At 50.5% G+C, this 16,668-nt stretch carries 11 protein-coding genes; 5 read left to right on the top strand and 6 right to left on the bottom strand.

The features are described 5' to 3' along the window. Position 1: 1 nt before the first annotated feature. From IQ256_RS17715 to IQ256_RS17700, 4 genes are all read right to left on the bottom strand, one after another. A complete protein-coding gene (locus tag IQ256_RS17715) occupies positions 2-1,723 on the bottom strand; it encodes a cation:proton antiporter (protein ID WP_228025016.1) in 1,722 nt (573 codons plus the stop codon). A gap of 87 nt (positions 1,724-1,810) precedes the next feature. Then, positions 1,811-2,503: a hypothetical protein gene (locus tag IQ256_RS17710; RefSeq protein ID WP_193856884.1), complete on the bottom strand. Its 693-nt coding sequence runs from the start codon at positions 2,501-2,503 to the stop codon at positions 1,811-1,813. A gap of 114 nt (positions 2,504-2,617) precedes the next feature. Further along, a complete protein-coding gene (locus tag IQ256_RS17705) occupies positions 2,618-3,943 on the bottom strand; it encodes a phospholipid carrier-dependent glycosyltransferase (protein ID WP_193856883.1) in 1,326 nt (441 codons plus the stop codon). Between the two features lie 123 nt (positions 3,944-4,066). After that, the gene (locus IQ256_RS17700) at positions 4,067-5,167 is read right to left on the bottom strand and encodes a peptidase M42 (RefSeq protein ID WP_193856882.1); all 1,101 of its coding nucleotides are present in this window, start codon (positions 5,165-5,167) and stop codon (positions 4,067-4,069) included. Between the two features lie 293 nt (positions 5,168-5,460). On the opposite strand from IQ256_RS17700, the gene IQ256_RS17695 reads away from it, so the two are divergent. After that, a complete protein-coding gene (locus IQ256_RS17695) occupies positions 5,461-6,135 on the top strand; it encodes a response regulator transcription factor (RefSeq protein WP_193856881.1) in 675 nt (224 codons plus the stop codon). A gap of 10 nt (positions 6,136-6,145) precedes the next feature. On the opposite strand, the gene IQ256_RS17690 is transcribed toward IQ256_RS17695, so the two are convergent. Both IQ256_RS17690 and IQ256_RS17685 read right to left on the bottom strand, forming a co-directional pair. Further along, positions 6,146-10,405, bottom strand: a complete 4,260-nt coding sequence (locus IQ256_RS17690) for a chemotaxis protein CheB (RefSeq protein ID WP_193856880.1) — start codon at positions 10,403-10,405, stop codon at positions 6,146-6,148. 227 nt (positions 10,406-10,632) lie between these two features. After that, positions 10,633-12,447 (bottom strand): CHASE domain-containing protein, encoded by a 1,815-nt coding sequence (locus IQ256_RS17685; RefSeq protein WP_193856879.1) that lies wholly within the window; start codon positions 12,445-12,447, stop codon positions 10,633-10,635. Positions 12,448-12,689: 242 nt separating this feature from the next. Here IQ256_RS17685 and IQ256_RS17680 point away from each other — a divergent pair, with 242 nt between their 5' ends. The 4 genes from IQ256_RS17680 (at position 12,690) to IQ256_RS17665 (ending at position 16,667) form a co-directional block, all read left to right on the top strand. Beyond that, positions 12,690-12,905 (top strand): type II toxin-antitoxin system HicB family antitoxin, encoded by a 216-nt coding sequence (locus tag IQ256_RS17680; RefSeq protein ID WP_193856878.1) that lies wholly within the window; start codon positions 12,690-12,692, stop codon positions 12,903-12,905. Between the two features lie 186 nt (positions 12,906-13,091). Continuing rightward, positions 13,092-14,771 (top strand): ABC transporter substrate-binding protein, encoded by a 1,680-nt coding sequence (locus tag IQ256_RS17675; RefSeq protein ID WP_193856877.1) that lies wholly within the window; start codon positions 13,092-13,094, stop codon positions 14,769-14,771. A gap of 1 nt (position 14,772) precedes the next feature. Beyond that, complete coding sequence (locus IQ256_RS17670; RefSeq protein WP_193856876.1) at positions 14,773-15,801, top strand: ABC transporter permease; 1,029 nt, start codon at positions 14,773-14,775, stop codon at positions 15,799-15,801. Beyond that, complete coding sequence (locus IQ256_RS17665; RefSeq protein WP_193856875.1) at positions 15,798-16,667, top strand: ABC transporter permease; 870 nt, start codon at positions 15,798-15,800, stop codon at positions 16,665-16,667. Before IQ256_RS17670 ends, IQ256_RS17665 begins: the two co-directional genes overlap by 4 nt. Position 16,668 lies beyond the last annotated feature (1 nt).

Genomic DNA, 16,668 nt, shown 5'->3' with positions numbered 1-16,668 from the left:
GCTAAATATTTCGGCGAACGGCCTGGTAGTGATCGGCGCGGATTTTGGCCATAGTCATACCGAGCTGATCGTCAATTTGACCCAGCGTCGCTAGCAGGTGAGTGCAAAGAGCAAGCGCCGCCTCAAATTCGGGCTGAACCACTTCTTGAGCGCCGAGCTGGCTGAGCTGGTCGAGTTCTTTGGTGGTATGGGCGCGAGCAATGATGTCTAGCTTGGGTGCGATCGCCCGTGCCCGTTTCAGCAGCAGCCGAGTACTCATCGGATCGGGTAAAGCGATGACTAAGGCTTTGGCTGTGGTCAGATTAGCTCTAGCCAAAATCAGCTCAGCATCAGCGTCCCCCATCACAAAAGGAATGCGCTGACGACGCAGTGATTGGACAGCGGCTTCGCTATTTTCTAACACCAGCACCGGATGATTTTGCCGATGCAGCAGTTCGACCACGACGCCACCGACCCGGCCATAGCCCGCGACGACCACATGATTTGCGATCGCGCCTTCTTCTAAACTTTGCTGCGACGATTCCAGCTTTCTTAAAAAGCTCATCAGCTGAGGCTGTTGGTGTACCCAGTGGATCAACGGCTCAGCCAGCTGAAGAGACGTAGGCGTTAGCACGAGGGTAATGGCGGTGGTGCCTAGCAGCAGCAGGTAAGTTTCTTGAGTAATTAGCTCATTTTCTAGCCCAACCACTGCCAGCACAAAAGAGAATTCACCAATCTGATTGATGCCACAGCTAGTAAGCACTGCCGTCTTGAGCGAATAGCCAAATAATAAGACAATAGGCAAGATCACCAGCGCTTTTCCGACCATGACCAGACTTACCAGGCTGAGAATTTTGCCGAGGTTTTGAATCAATACCTCAGGGTCGATCAGCATGCCAATCGAGACAAAAAACAGGCTAGCGAACGTATCGCGCAGCGGCAGCACCTTGCCTAATGCCTGGTCAGCATAATCGACTTCAGCAATCATCAGCCCAGCGACAAACGCGCCAATTTCGATCGAAAGACCCAGCCGCGCAGTGACAATCGCCACGCTTAAACACAGGGCAATTAGCGTCAGCAAAAAGAGCTCGTTGCTTTCTGTGAGTGCTATCTGTCGGATGACGACTGGAATCGCGAAGCGACCGACCAAGACCGCCGCGACTAGAAAACTGGTGACTTTTAATAGAACAAAGCCAACGACCTGCCATAGCGGGCCGGGCTGGTTGATAGCTGGAACCACGGCTAGCATCAGGCCCAGCGCTAAATCTTGCGCGATCAAAATGGCCAGCATGATCTGACCGTGGCGAGTATTGGTTTCGCCGCGTTCGGTCAGGGTTTTGAGCGCTACTGCTGTCGAAGAGAGTGAGAGCAGTGCGCCCCAAAATATGCCCTGTGCTAGGGCGTCTACCCACCCAAAAGAGAGCAGAATGGTGGTGACCAGCCCGGTGGTGATACCAATTTGGAGAAGACTGCCTTGCAGGGCGATATTGCGAACTCTATTGAGTTCTTCTAGCGAAAATTGAACGCCGAGAGCAAATAGTAAAAAGGCAACGCCGATCTCAGCCAGCTCTTGAATATTGGCCGTGTCACGAATTAAATTGAGACCCAGAGGGCCAATGACTAAGCCGCTGCCCAGATAGCCCAATAGGACTGGCTGACCCAAACGACTAACAATGTAGCCACCCGTTGCCGCCGCCCCCAAAACGAGCATAAGATCAGTCGTGAAAACAAGCTCTGAAGCCATTTTGCACTTGAGCAAAGCGCTCAAAGCTATATCTTATGTCAGCTTGTCTTAGGCCAGTATATTAGGCCAGTGTATTAAGCCAGTGCGCTAGGCCATGATTCTTTCTCTTTTCGCGGTCTTTTGCTTGGCCTTTTGCTTGACCGGGGCGGTTGTTGAAACTGTGGTTGTTGGAATTTTGGTGAAGCGCTTTAGCTGCTGCTTGTACTGAGCGATTAGATCGGCCTTTAGTAAATTGCGACGAGAGCCGATAGGACGGGTACGAACGCCGCAGGTTTTGGCAATACTGGCCTTACGCAGCTCGCTGACTTTCCACTTTTTCCAGTCAACCGGTTCGCAAACGATTGGTGCGAACTCTGTTGGAATGGACTCTGTTGGATAGGTCAATAGGGGCGTCGATTGCTCAAGACTTGCCTTTGCTCTGGCATCTCTCTTGGTGGCCGCTTTCTGGGCGACAGCTTTCTGAGTGATAACTTTTTGGATAGCAACTTTTTCGGCATTTGCTTTCACATCTTTGTCTGCTTCAGCCGTGGTGCCTTTTACCGCAACTTCTAAATCGGCTGTAACGGTATGTTTAGCGATCGCAGACTCAGCAACGGTATTTTCAGTATTCTCTTCAACTAAAGTGTTCTTGGCATCAGCCGTTATAGTGGCTGACGAAGTGGTAGGGCGTTCATGCGTAGCTACATAGAGCCCAAAGGCACCGATAACCCAGGCTTCAGAGCCGTAGAGTAGACCAGTGAGAACAACATTTAAAGCATGGTCAATGAATTCAATAGTCATGAGGGATGCCTTAGATTTTATGAACAGCTATTAACGGTACTATTTTAGTAGTACATATTAACTATAGTTCATCTGAACCTATTAGAAGCAATCTATGCTATCTGACCGACTTGCTTATATCCATGAACGGAGCCACCAGCGATTCTGAAGTGCTTGCGGTGTGAGGGGTAAACCGAGGCTAAGCGGTAGCCAGTAAAGAAATGCGATCGCGATTCCTATCAGCATAATTCCAGCCGCCACCCGATAAAGTGAGCTTTGCCCGCACAGCCATTCGCTCATTGCTAGCGCTAGTGCCATAAATCCAAACACCGCTGCTGGCATAAAGAGATAGTTATAGGTGCATCGCTCTACTAGTATCCAAGGTAGCCAGTTAGTCAGGTACCCAATGAGCAGATAGGATTTTAGAGGGGCGATCGCATCACTATCAGGCCGCAGAATCCTACGCCACTCTACTAATAAAACCAACACTGTTGCTGCGGATAGACCCCACAGCGCCGGATTTCCTAGATTGTTAACCGCTTGAACAAGCGTCCCTGGCTGCGCCGATTTGTTCTCCACATACCAGTACGAAATCGGCTTGATCAACAGCGGCCACGTATACCACTTGGCGCAAGCCGGATGCGTTGCGTCTAGTTCACCATGAAATGTCAATAACTTCTGGTGAACAGTGACTAGAGAGTCCTGAGCTAGATGCAAATGAGGCCACCAGATGAGGCCGTATGTCAACAGCGCCATCAGTCCAAGGCCAGCAAACCTAGTCAACAGAACGGCGAACTGTTTTCTTCGATCAACTCTCTCTCTCCAAACTTCCCAGACTAAAAGACTCAAAAAGTATCCTAGCCCATTCCATTTCACCGCCACCGATGCCCCTAATGCAAGACCTGACGAGAGCCGAAAGAGCGCTTTGCTCTGACCTTTTACATGGGCTGACTGTAGCCACAAATAATGGCTAAGCAGACCAAAAAACACCATATAAATGTTGATAAGCGCATAGCGAGATTCAGTAATAAACAATCCATCAATTGCAACAAATAATCCAGCTAGCAAACTAAAAATCCACTTTTTAAGAAGTAACCTGCGGCTGTCTAGGCTTTGGCTGACGCCGATCACCACTATTGGTATCAGTGAGCCGACTAGCGCGTTCATCCATCGATAGCTAAACGAGGAGAGGCCAACGTCTGCTGTTTTTACAGCAGAAAAGTTGAAAGGGATATATTCTCCTAAACCATGCTCTCCTAGCCAAATGCCGACTGCGATTAGATATTTTCCTAACGGAGGATGAGCGTCGAAAATCGCTGTCTGTGACAGGTACGCCTGAGCAAACTTGACGTAATAAACTTCATCAAAAACTAAGTCATTGAACTGGCCTAAATGCCAGAATCGTAGACCCAAGCTAAGCATGACAACAGCTATCAGTCCGATTGTGGCTGCGAAAGGCATTGTTAGCTTGGGTTTATGTCAGGAAAATATTGGTCAGCTAGCGTACGGATGTAGCCGACGCTAGCTATTGAGATGGCGGACTGGCTGAGTTTTCACCTAATATAGAGTCTAATTATCTAGTGTCTATAGATAGCTCATCAGTAGCTGGAGCATAGCTGCGATCGCAGACAAAGCCGCCGTTTCTGAAGACGTATGATACTCCGTGGTTGGAATCTGCAAAGTCGTGCCGCTGATCGCGCCTTCTGTAGCCGCGACCACGCGCCCTAGCTCGGTGCGTCCTAAAGGAAAAGGGCGATCGCGATCTTTGTTCTTCGCCATGATGTATTCATCTTTAAAGCCGTAGCTTAGCCCTAACGATTCGCAGCGGCTGACCAGCTCTTGAGTCATCGCCTCAGAAAAAGGGCCGCTGGCATCTCGGTGACGCAGCGTAATCTGCTGCATATCAGCTTCTGCGCGAGTGGCGTAGGGGCTAGTGTCTAACACGACTAGCCGCTGCGTGGTCAGTCTTTCTCTTTGAAACCACGAGAGCGTATAGCGCCAGCTTCTACCAGATTCTTCCTGCGCGGTGAATAGCCCCGTTCCTTGAAAGCCTCGCCGAAAGAGATAGATAATCATAGCCGCACTGACCACATTATCTAGCTGCGCGGAAATTAAACCCTCGCAAATCTGCAAGCGATCGAGAAACGACACCGGAATACCCGGCTGCAGAAATTCCAATCCGTCTACTTCAAAAATTAGGTTGCCACGTTCTGGGCAGATATAGGAACGGGTAATTTCGCCTTGCCCCAAGTATGTACCTGTGTAGGGAAAATGCGCCTGTACCCGCTGCCCGGCAAAGCGATCTTCAATCTTGTTGAGCATATAGTCCGAGGCCGAATCTCCCATTTCTTCGCCTCGGTTGCCAGCAATAAAGGCGGCGTACTGAAACTCATTTGGCCCAGTACACAGCAGCCCATGGCGATCGATATGCGCGGATAGAAACAGATCGTGCGGCTTTGTGCCTTGAGCAACCAGCACCCCGTGATACTGCTGCACCTGTAAGCCAATTTCTTCTAACTCCCGGCGGAGCAATCTAAAAAATGAGTCTTCATTGCCAACAACAGAAGGTTCTCTAATCAAAAACTTGAGAATGTCTAAAAACTCATCTAGCTCTGGATAAAAATCTTGATCGGTAACCACAGACCCAAACATCTGCTCTTGAATAGCGAGATCGACAGAACCCATAGCGGCCTCTACCAGGTAAGGAGGATTGTCTAATCAACCGCCTATTATAGCTAGCGTCGGATGCATTCGCACGCTAGCTGACCACTTTTCTCTTCGATGACAAGGGTTTTACCGTTAGAGCGCGCGTAGAGCAAAGTGGCAAACACTACAAGCGGTATAGCTTGAGTTATAGACTGTACTACTGCCACTATCTATGCCGCTACTTAGGCCGCTGCGAGGAATGTGCTCTAGTACACAACGAAGCGCCGTAAATCCATCATGCTAGAGAAGTCGCGCCAGAGTTAGAGACAGCTATGCGCCTTCTATTAGTTGAAGATGATATCCAGCTAGCAGAATCGCTTTCAGAGGCTTTGACGGCTGAGCGGTATGTTGTCGATGTGGTCAAAGATGGCGAGGCGGGCTGGAGCCAAATGCAGGCTTTGGACTACGACCTGACGCTGATGGATGTGACCTTGCCCTATCTAGATGGCATTCGCCTGTGCCAGCGGCTACGCAGTCGGGGCCATCAGCTACCAGTACTAATGTTGACAGCACGTGATACCAGTCAAGACAAGGTACGTGGATTGGATGCGGGAGCAGATGCCTATATGGTGAAGCCTTTTGATCTAGCGGAGCTGTTGGCGCAGATCAGGGCTCTGTTGCGCCGAGGGAATGTACCGACTGCGATCGCCCTGGCCTACGAACAGCTTCAGCTCAGCCTTGAAACTTATGAAGCGAGCTACGCTCAGCAAGCCTTGCGACTGACGCCTAAAGAATTTTCTATTCTTGAACTGCTGATGCGAAACGGTCGCCGGGTGCTAAGTCGTAGCTTCATTCTAGAATCGCTTTGGTCTATGCAAAGTCCGCCCGATGAAGAGACGGTCAAAGCGCATATCAAAAGCCTGCGGCACAAGCTAAAAGCTGCCGGTGCGCCAAAATCTTTTATTGAAACAGTTCATGGCGTTGGCTATCGACTTCAGCGAGTCTGATGAATTACGTTTAAGCGACCAAATCTACAATAGCGGCAACTAACGTGTCGATATCAATCGGTTTAGAGAGATGACGTCGGTACCCTGCTCGAAAGATGTCGTTAGAGTCGCTGACAGCAGCGTAGCCCGTTACGGCGATCGCCGGTAGCTGATCATAGTTGCCAGAAGTTCGGATTTTCCGAATTAGGTCAAATCCATCTTCACCCGGCATACTAATATCGCTAATTAAGAGGTCAATAATGTCCTCGGCTACGAGCTGCTCCATTGCTGCTGCGACAGAGGTTGCGGTAATCACAGTAGCACCCTGCCCTTCTAGCATCATCTTCAAAATTTCAAGATTGTCAAGGTTATCTTCTACAACCAGCAGACGCAAGCTCATCAGCAGATTCTCCCCAGTGGGCAAGGGGGAGGGCAGTGTTAGCGGGGCAACAGCAGGTACCAAAGGCAGCGTTATGGTGAGGGTTGTGCCTTGCCCTAGTCCGGGGCTACTGATGGCAACTGTACCGTCGTGCGCTTCGACAAAGGTTTTAACGATGGCAAGCCCTAGTCCCAATCCGCCGTATTGTCGGGTGTTGGCACTAGTTGCCTGTCTGAATCGGTCAAAGACGCGGGGCAAAAAGTCAGGATCAATTCCCTGACCAGTATCAACAATCTTGATAGTCGCCTGGCTCTGGCTGTAGGTAAGCTGAGTGTTGATCAGTCCACCAGCGGGCGTAAACTTGATGGCATTAGAGAGCGCATTGCTTACGACCTGCTGGAGGCGATCGGGATCAAAGTAAAAATGGCCGGGGGCATCATCTAGGTTGGCGGCAAGCTGGATATCTACCTGTTCCGCTGTTGGCAGCAGTCCTTCTATTACATTGCTGACCAGCTCTGTTAGGTTTACCGATACTTGCCGTAGTTCTAGCTGGCCTTGAATGATCCGAGAGACTTCTAGTAAGTCTTCGATGATTCTCGTTTGGGTTTGGGTGCTGCGATCAATGCTGGCGATCGCCCGGTTGAGCAGGGTTGGGTTTAGCGCAGGAGACTGCATTAGAATGTTGGTCCAGCCCGAGATTACACTGAGCGGCGTTCGCAATTCGTGAGAGAGCACAGAGAGAAATTCGTCTTTGCTAATATTGGCGGCTTCAGCCTCTTGGCGGGCGGCCTGGGCCTGGGCTAGCTGAATGCGTTCGGTCTCGGCCTGCCTGCGCTCTGTGATATCTTCAATCGCTAGCAAAATCATCGGGCCATTGATACTTTGTTCTATTTCGCGGGCATTTAGCAGTAGAGTTTTGTGCCCAAGCTGCTCAAAATCACGCTCAATCTCAAGATCTTGAATCTGCACGCTATTGACCGAAATCGAAGGGGACAAAATTGAGGTGAGCGCCGTTTGCAGCTCAGGAATATTCCACTGACGGTTACTGAGCTCAAAAAGCGATCGCCCTTCCGTCTCCTCTACCGTTAGCTGAAAAGTCTCATAAAAAGCTTGATTGGCTGTGATTACTTGCAGGGTTTGGCTCAAGACCACTAGAGGTTCACGCACCGTTTCTACAATCCGCTCCGCATATCGCCGGGCAGCTTCAAGCTGCTCTAGGGTCTGCTTAATATCATTAATATCAATCAGTGTAACCACCGCGCCATCAATCACATTCTCAGCCGTGCGATAAGGGCGAATACGCAGCTGATACCAGCGCCCCGCCCCGTCCTGAACTTCTCTTTCTTGGGCATCTAGGGTTCTGATCACTTCTAGAATCAACGTCTCAAAATCGGGCAGATCGACATCTATACGGATATTGCTAATCGGCCTGCCAACATCCGCCGGAATCAGGTTAAACAGCACCTGAGCGCTAGGGGTGAATCGGCGAATGCGTAGCTCATTCGAGAGCATGACTACCGGCACTTTGACATTGTTGAGCAGGTTCAACAAGTCGTCATTGGTTGATCTAGCATCGGCATTTCTGCTTTGCAGCTCTTCATTAGTGGTTTTGAGCTCTTCGTTAGCTGCCTGAATTTCTTCTTTTGCAGTTTGTAGCTCTTCATTGGTGCTCTGTAGCTCTTCATTGCTAGAGAGAATCTCTTCATTCGCAGTTGTAAGGCGTTGATGGGTCGATTCGTGCTCCTCGATAGTGGCCTGCAAATAAGCCTGGGTGTCCAGCAGTTCTTGCTTAGTGGCAGCTAGCTCTTGCTGAAGGAGACTCAGTTGGGGATCAGCAGACGGGGTAGACCCATCAGGGTCCTTATCGGGCTCGTCTTCTGAAGTTTCTAGTTGGCTGTCATCTCGCTGAGCAGCAATAAGAGGGCCTTCTTCAAAAAGCACCAAATAATTTCGCGCTCTAGAGAGAGGATTTTTAATCGGAGTTATCTCCGCTTGAATGTAGTTTGGGCTACCCTCTATCTGTAGCCCCTCTTTGCGAACCGTCGTATCTTGCCTCCTAGCCTGTTCTAGCGCGCCTCGAAGTTCTATTAGTAGGCTGGGCTGCACCATTTTGAACAAATTAAAACTGGGTTCACCAGGGGCAGGCCGCAAGTAGGGGCTAGTATTGCCCCGAAAGTGCAAGATATCGAACTGCTCGTTGATCACAACGCCCACCGGAGCATAGCGGTTGAGCACAATTTGATCGGCCTGTCGCTGTACGTTTGAATAGTTGGGATTGTCTCTTTGCGGGCTGTCTTCAGGTCGCTGAAGCGTCAGCCCAGCTTGTCCAACGCTGACAAAGTCAAAATTCATTTGGTTGGCTACAGTTTTGCGATTGTAAACTTTGTGCTTATTGTCAGTTATTTCAAACAGCTCAGAGGTTTCGCCAATACTTTCAGAACTGCCTAGCCACAAAAAGCCATTGGGATTGAGACTATAGTGAAAAATAGCCCGCACCCGCTTTTGCAAGACAGGCGCAAAATAAATCAAAACGTTGCGGCAGCTAATTAGATCGATGTTGGAAAAAGGCGGATCGCTGCCTAAATTTTGCCGAGCAAAAACGCAGAGCTCACGCACCGCTTTGCTGATTTGATAGCGCCCTTCGCTGCGGGTAAAAAATCGCCGCCGCCGCTCAGCCGAAACCCCCACCAGGCGATTCTCTGTATAAATGCCCTGACGGGCGACATCAATCGCCTCTTCGCTGACATCAGTGCCAAAAAACTGGATAGAGGGATTGATATTTTGCTCAGACAAAAACTCCAGCAGGCCAATAGCCAGAGAGTAGCATTCTTCGCCAGTGGCGCAGCCCGCCACCCACACGCGAATAGAAGCATCTAGCCCTTTTTGTTCTATCAGAGAAGGGAAGATTGATTCTTTTAGGTAAGTAAAGGCTTCGGCATCGCGAAAAAAGCTCGTGACCGTAATCAGAACATCGCGACCAAGCGCACCGATTTCATCAGGCGTTTTTTGCAGATAATCGACGTACTCTAAGAGAGTATCTAGTCGATAGAGCGCCATTCTTCGCCTCAGCCGCCGCTCAAAGGTGGCCCGTTTGTATTGGTTAAAGTCGACGCCGGTTGCCGCCTTTAGCAGTTTGTAAATGGCCAGAAGATGATCTTCGTCGCTAGACTCGTTACTAGAGCCGTCATTGGATTCGTCGCTGGCCCGGTCGCTGGCCTGGTTGCTGGGCTGATTACTGGAGCCATCTGCAGCGGGAGCGGTGGGCTCGCTGCTCGGCGCGGTGGAAGCACTTTCAAGGTTAAGTAAGTAAGGATGCTGAGCAATTTCTGCTAGCTTTTGAGCGATCGCATCTGGTGGCAAAATAAAATCTACTTCGCCGGTTTCAACTGCCGTATTCGGCATATCGCTAAACTGCGCCGTGCTTTCTGTCTGGGCAAACGTGATACCGCCCGCCCGCTTGATCAGCCTCAGTCCTTCTGCACCATCGCCATCTAGCCCAGAGAGAACCACACCTACTGCCTGGTTAGTGCAGTCTGCTGCCAGCGATTCAAAGAAGGCATCAATGGGAAGAAATAAGGGTGGGGTGGTGGGCCTAGCTGCTAGATGAAGCTGTCCATCGGCTATCGTCATGACGACATTAGGCGGAATGACATAGATGCAATTAGGCTGCACCGTCTGCTGATCTTGCGCCTCGACCACAGGTAACTCTGTCTCCCGTGCCAATACCTGAGCGAGCATACTAGGCGTGTCGGGTGATAGGTGCTGGATGATTACAAAGGCAGCACCTGTCTCTACGGGCACTGCCCGCAAAAGCGCTGAGCAAGCTTCAATTCCGCCAGCAGATGCACCAATGCCTACGACTGGAAAAGCGGCTTCTTGGAGGGTCTCATCAGGCCGCTTTGCTTCAGGCATAGTGACTTTAATAAGGGCTTATAGCAACACCGAAAACCAGTAAATCTACTCAATGAATCTACGCACAGACGCTATAAAGCACCGCCCTGCCTTGATATATTCAGTGATTTAGCGCTTGCATACTACCTCATTTTACTGCATATCTTTTCATTTATTTCGCAGTAGGTCGCGGTATATAGATAAGTTTATTTTCATCGCTATCAGCGGCAGCTATCAATAGAAATCGCTTACTCTATTCGCGGCAGCGTTACGGTAAACGTGGTGCCTTCGCCCAGCGTACTCTCGCAGACTAGACTGCCTCGGTGCAATTGCAAACAGGCAGAAACAACAGAAAGCCCTAGTCCTGTGCCTGGAATATGGCCTACATTCTGGCCACGATAGAAAGCGTCGTTGAGCCTGGCCTGATCCGCTGAGGGAATGCCAATGCCGCGATCGCTCACCCGAAAGACCAGATGATGCGACTGACAGGCGACGCTCATAGATACCTGCGGTGGCTCGTTAGAATATTTCACCGCATTAGAAAGCAGATTGGTGAGCACGGCTCGCAGCAACTGAGGATCGAGATAGGCGGCTGTTGGCACGCTGGGCGAAACAACAAAGTCAATGGCAGGTACCGCTTCAAAACTGAACTGAACTTCTTCGATGATCTGCTGGCAAAAAGAGGGGAGATTGAGCGTTTCTGGAGAGAATTCGAGTTTGCCAGATTCTGCTCTTGCCAGCGTCAATAAGTCTCCTAAAAGCTGGTTCATGCGCTTGGCCGCTGCTCGAATCCGGCTATAGACTCGGGGGCGATCTGTTCTACTCAAGCCTGCTTCTAAGACCTGAGCCGAGAGCAATATGCTAGCCAAAGGCGTTCGTAATTCGTGAGAAGCCATAGAAAAAAGGCGAATCTTAAGAGCGCTTAGCTCCTGGGTTTTGATCAACGCGCTCTGTGCCTGGGCAAAGTAGCGCGCTACCATCAACGTCAATAGCAGGCCAGTGATAAAAGTAGATAGGGCTCGCCATAGGGTCGTAGCTGGATAGTTGGCAGCGGGGGTAAATGCGATCGCCCACAGCCGCCCCCCTACTCTTAGCTGATGCGTACAGGTTTCAGCAGTGGGGCATAGGGCCTTTTGCTTGCGTTCGGCGCGGTTGCCGATTGCTTGAACTTCTGTTGTCACCGTCCGACTGCTGGCCTGATAAAGCCCTAAAAACTCATTTTCAGGGGCTGTGCGATCGCTAAGAACAAAGTCAATATCGTAGCTGAGGGTTTCGAGAGATTCTTCTACCACCTCTGCCACTCGAAAGACACCCAGCAGGTAGCCCTGTAGCTGTGCCTGACGATCTAGAACAGACTCTGGCATATCGCGTGATGAACTGCGAGATGAATATAGCGGTAAGAAAACTAGAAAACCAAACTGATTGTTATTTTCTTGCACTAGTCGAATGCGACCAGACGCTGCCACACTACCCGTATCGCGAGCGGCTTCTAGCGCAGTTCGGCGAATGCTATCGGATGACAAATCATAGCCGAGTGCAGGTTCGTTGCCTGTGTAGGGTTGCACGTAGGTAACTGGGACATAGTGGGTGCGATCGCCTGCTCGTACTAACTCGCCTTGGCTATTTTGCTCCGTAATTTGAAAAGTGCGATAGCCTTCTGCTCTGACTGTTGCTTCAAAATCTGTCCGCGTCGGTAAACCAACAGTTTTCGGCTCAATTCCGGCAGCTCCATCAGCCGTACTGTCGGTTAATACAACAGGTGCCCACTCTAGCGCTTGAATGCCGGGATAGGTCGCTAGGGCCCTTTTTACAAAGCGGTCGAACTCAGCGCGAGGAACCGTTTGTTCTGATACCGTGTAGAAATCGCCTAGAGATAGCAAAATGTCGGTATAGCGGTTGACGCTGCGCTGAAGTGAGGTGGTCAGGCTATCGGTTTGCCGCTGGAATTGGAGGCGCTGGTTGGTGCGTTCTTGGCGGGCGATCGCGATCGCAGCTAGCACTGAAAGGCTAATTCCCAACCCAAACGTGAGTGCGATCGGTAGAGTAGAGCGGTGAATACGCACGAGAAAATAGATTACTAGGTCTGAGCAGTGATTTCAAAATCACTTTATCGCTATCTAAAGAGAAAAGACGTATGGTATTTACAGATGCCTTAACTATGTTTATCTGACAAAGTTGGAGTTCTGGCCTCGGCGAAGTGTAGCGTGTACCTAATATATTAGATCCATGCGAGTCACTTTCCCTATTGTGCTGCAAGGCTTCTAACCTATGATTATGTACTTCAGCAAAGTGAGAAACGCTATAGATGAAGCAGTTTAGACAGTTTACAGCCATCATTGAGCGTGAAGATGACGGATATGTCTCTCTGTGCCCAGAGCTAGACATTGCTAGCCAAGGAGATACAGTAGAACAAGCTAGAGCCAACCTTACTGAAGCCTTAGAACTCTTCTTTGAAACGGCTGCTCCTTCTGAGGTCACAGCTCGGCTGCATAGCGAAATATTCATTGCAATCGATTATTAGGCAGTCAGGATTACCCCGTGAGCTGTTTGAAGCCTCTTAGAAGTGATTCGATGAAACGATTTAATTTGCCACAGTTCTGAATGCCCCAATCTCAACAACTTCCCGATTTCTTCTCGAACTTTTTCTGAAAACCTCCACTTAGCTCGCCTAGCTTAACGCTAACGTCGAGAAAGAGGACTAGATTCAATGCGGCGACGAGACTTGTTAAAACGAGGAACGGCCTTTACCGCTGGTGTTTCGCTAACAGCTTTAATCAATGCCTGTGGCAACACCTCTGATCCTAGTAGCAGTTCAACCGAAGGTAGCAGTGAAGGTAGTTCTGAAGGCAGTGTGCTTACCATCGTTCAAGGCGGCGGCTTCCCCAACGGCCTAGACCTTCACCAAGTCGGTACTAATCGCCCTGCCTACGGCACCTCTTGGGCAATCTACGATCGCCTTGTCACCTTCGGCACCAAAACGCTTGAAGATGAGTCACTTTCTTATGACTACACCGATATTCAACCCGAACTCGCCGAATCTTGGGAAGTCGCCGAAGACGGCCTTTCTGCTACCTTCAACCTCCGCCAAGACGCTACCTTTCATGACGGCACGCCCATCACCGCCAAAGATGTGAAATGGTCTTATGACCGGGCGGTCTCTGTAGGTGGATTCCCTACTTTTCAGATGAAAGCCGGGGCCCTCGAAAGCCCTGATCAGTTCGTGATTGTTGACGATCACACCTTTAGAGTTGATTTCATCCGCCAGGACAAGCTGACGCTGATGGATATGGCGGTGCCGATTCCGGCCATTATGAACTCGGCGCTGATAGAGCCTCACGTCACCGAAGATGACCCTTGGGGCCTGGAATGGGCAAATGCTAATCCCGCTGGCGGCGGTGCCTACAAGCTAGAAACTTTTCAGCCCGAAGAGCGCGTGGTGCTGGTGCGAAACGAGGATTGGAAATCTGGGCCACTCCCCGCTATTGAAAGAATTATTGAACTCAACGTTCCTGAAGCGGGAAACCGCCGCGCTTTGTTAGAAAGAGGGGATATCGATATGTTCTATAACGTCTCTGAAAAAGATATCAGTGAGCTGAGCGCGACCGATAGATTTACTGTGGTCTCTACGCCTATAGAAAACTGTCTGTACGCTGTCGATCTCAATACCCAGGCGGAACTTTCTGGAGCCGCTAACCCTTTCAGCGATGTCAAAGTTCGTCAGGCGATCGCCTACGCCATGCCCTACGATGCCATTGTCGAAACCGCGCTCTACGGCCAGTGCGTCCCTATGTATGGGGCGCAGAGCATGGAGCCTAGCACGATTGAATGGCCCCAGCCTTATCCCTATGACACAGACCCAGCTAGAGCCCAAGCGCTGATGGCCGAATCTGGCTATCCAGACGGTTTTGACACTACGCTTGCTTTTGATCTGGGCACCCAAGCCTGGGCCGAACCGATGTGCGTACTCATTCAAGAAGCGCTAGCACCGATTGGCATCAATGTAACTTTAGAGAAAGTGCCTAGCGCCAACTTCAGAGGCGTGCTGGTGGAAAAAAGCCGACCTATGATTGTCAATGGATTTGGTGGCTGGCTCAACTACCCTGACTATTTCTTCTTCTATTCTTATCACGGTCAAAATGCTACCTTCAACGGCAGTTCCTATCAAAATCCTGAGCTGGATAAGTTTGTAGATGCGGCGCTTAGACAAGAGGCAGACACGCCTGAGTATGAGGAAAACGTCAAGGGATTCTTAAAGATTGCTTTTGAAGAGATGCCGCGCATTCCGATCGCGCAGCCTTACCTGTCTGTGGCGATGCAAACCAACGTGGAAGGCTATCAGTACTGGTTTCATCGTCAGCTAGACTATCGTCCGCTGGAGAAGGTATAGGATGGCTCGCTCTTCTACTATCACCTTAGTCACTCGCCGTACTTTTGCGGCGATTCCAAGTGTGTTTGGCGTGATCGTTCTCACCTTTATCCTTACCCGCGCGTTGCCAGGTGATCCAGCGGCATACTTTGCCGGGCCTGCGGCGAGCCAAGAAGCGATCGCGCAAATTCGAGAAACCCTAGGTCTCAACCGCAGCCTACCAGAGCAGTTTGTCATCTATCTTGGAGAACTGGCGCGAGGCGATCTTGGTAGTTCACTGACTACGGGCCAAACGGTCTTGTCTGATCTGCTCACTCGGCTGCCAGCTTCTTTGGAGCTAACGCTGGCGGGTCTGTTCTTTTCGCTGACGCTAGCGATTCCTTTAGGTATTCTCGCCGCCACTCGTCCCGGTTCTTGGATAGACCATGGCGTTCGGGTCTTGGCGACAGCGGGCGTTTCTCTGCCTACTTTTTTTACGGGTCTTTTGCTGATCTATGTCTTTTACTTTCTGTTTGGTATCGCGCCAGCGCCGCTAGGAAGGTTGGATATTCTCTATTCTCCTCCTCGCTCGGTAACGGGTCTGTATCTGATAGACAGCCTTTTGGCAGGTAATCTAGAAATCTTTTGGGCAGCGCTTTCACAGCTATTTTTACCGGCTGTTACTCTCGGTCTGTTTGCTCTTGCGCCGCTGGCTAGGGTCACTAGGGCGGCGATGCTAGCCGTGCTTTCTAGCGATTTTATTCGCACCGCTAGGGCGAGCGGTCTGTCTGCAACAACGGTGCTATTTGGCTACGCTTTTCGCAATGCCCTGTTGCCCATTGTCACCACTTTGGGTGTGGTTTTCTCTTTTTTGCTAGGGGCAAACGTGCTAGTAGAAAAAGTGTTCTCCTGGCCAGGAATTGGTTCGTACGCGGTGTCGGCTTTGGTTGCTTCAGACTATGCTGCGGTGCAAGGATTTGTGCTGACAATGGCTTTGCTGTATGTCGTGCTAAATCTGTTGATCGATCTGTTGTATGTTGTGATCGATCCTAGAGCGGGGGTAGAGTCATGAGTCTATCAAAGTCCTCTTCGGATCGCTCTTTCGTAGCGCAGGCTCGCTACATTGTCAGTGAGAATGTCGTTACCTTTTGCGCGTTTCTATTGTTCTTTGTGCTGGTGCTGTTTGCGCTGTTTGGTGGTGCGATCGCGCCTTACAGTCCCCTCGCTAGCAATGCTGCCGTTGCCCTCTCACCCCCAACAGCCTCCCACTGGTTTGGCACCGACGATCTTGGTCGTGACATTCTTAGCCGCGTGATCGTGGCTACCCGGTTGGATCTGGGCATCGCTGTGGTTGCCGTGGCGCTCTCCTTTTTCCTCGGCAGCGTTCTGGGTACCTGTGCTGGCTACTTTGGCGGCGTGGCAGATCGGATCATCAGCCGCCTGGTGGATACGATTATGGCCTTTCCTTTGTTTGTGCTGGCGATGGGCCTGGTCGCCGCGCTTGGTAACACAGTCGAAAATATTATTTATGCTACCGCAATTATCAACATTCCTCTTTACACTCGCGTTGTCCGCTCCGAAGTTTTGATCCGGCGTGAGGCGGGCTATGTAGAAGCGGCTCGCTTAGCGGGCAACAATCACTTGCAAATCATGACTCATCATCTGTTTCCAAATGTTTTGCCCGTGATGATGGTGCATATCTCTTTGAATATGGGCTGGGCTATTCTGAACGCGGCTGGTCTCTCTTTTATTGGGCTGGGTGTCCGTCCGCCTACACCTGAGTGGGGCATTATGGTCGCGGAAGGGGCTACGTACATCATCTCTGGCGAATGGTGGCTAGCTATCTTTCCTGGCGTGGTTCTTATGCTCGCTGTTTTCTGTTTCAATCTGTTAGGTGACGGCCTTAGAGACCTAATCGATCCGAGGATGCGAACATGAG

The sequence above is a fragment of the cf. Phormidesmis sp. LEGE 11477 genome (genome assembly GCF_015207105.1).
Lineage (GTDB): Bacteria > Cyanobacteriota > Cyanobacteriia > Phormidesmidales > Phormidesmidaceae > Phormidesmis.
This window is presented reverse-complemented; position numbering and strand designations above follow the sequence as displayed.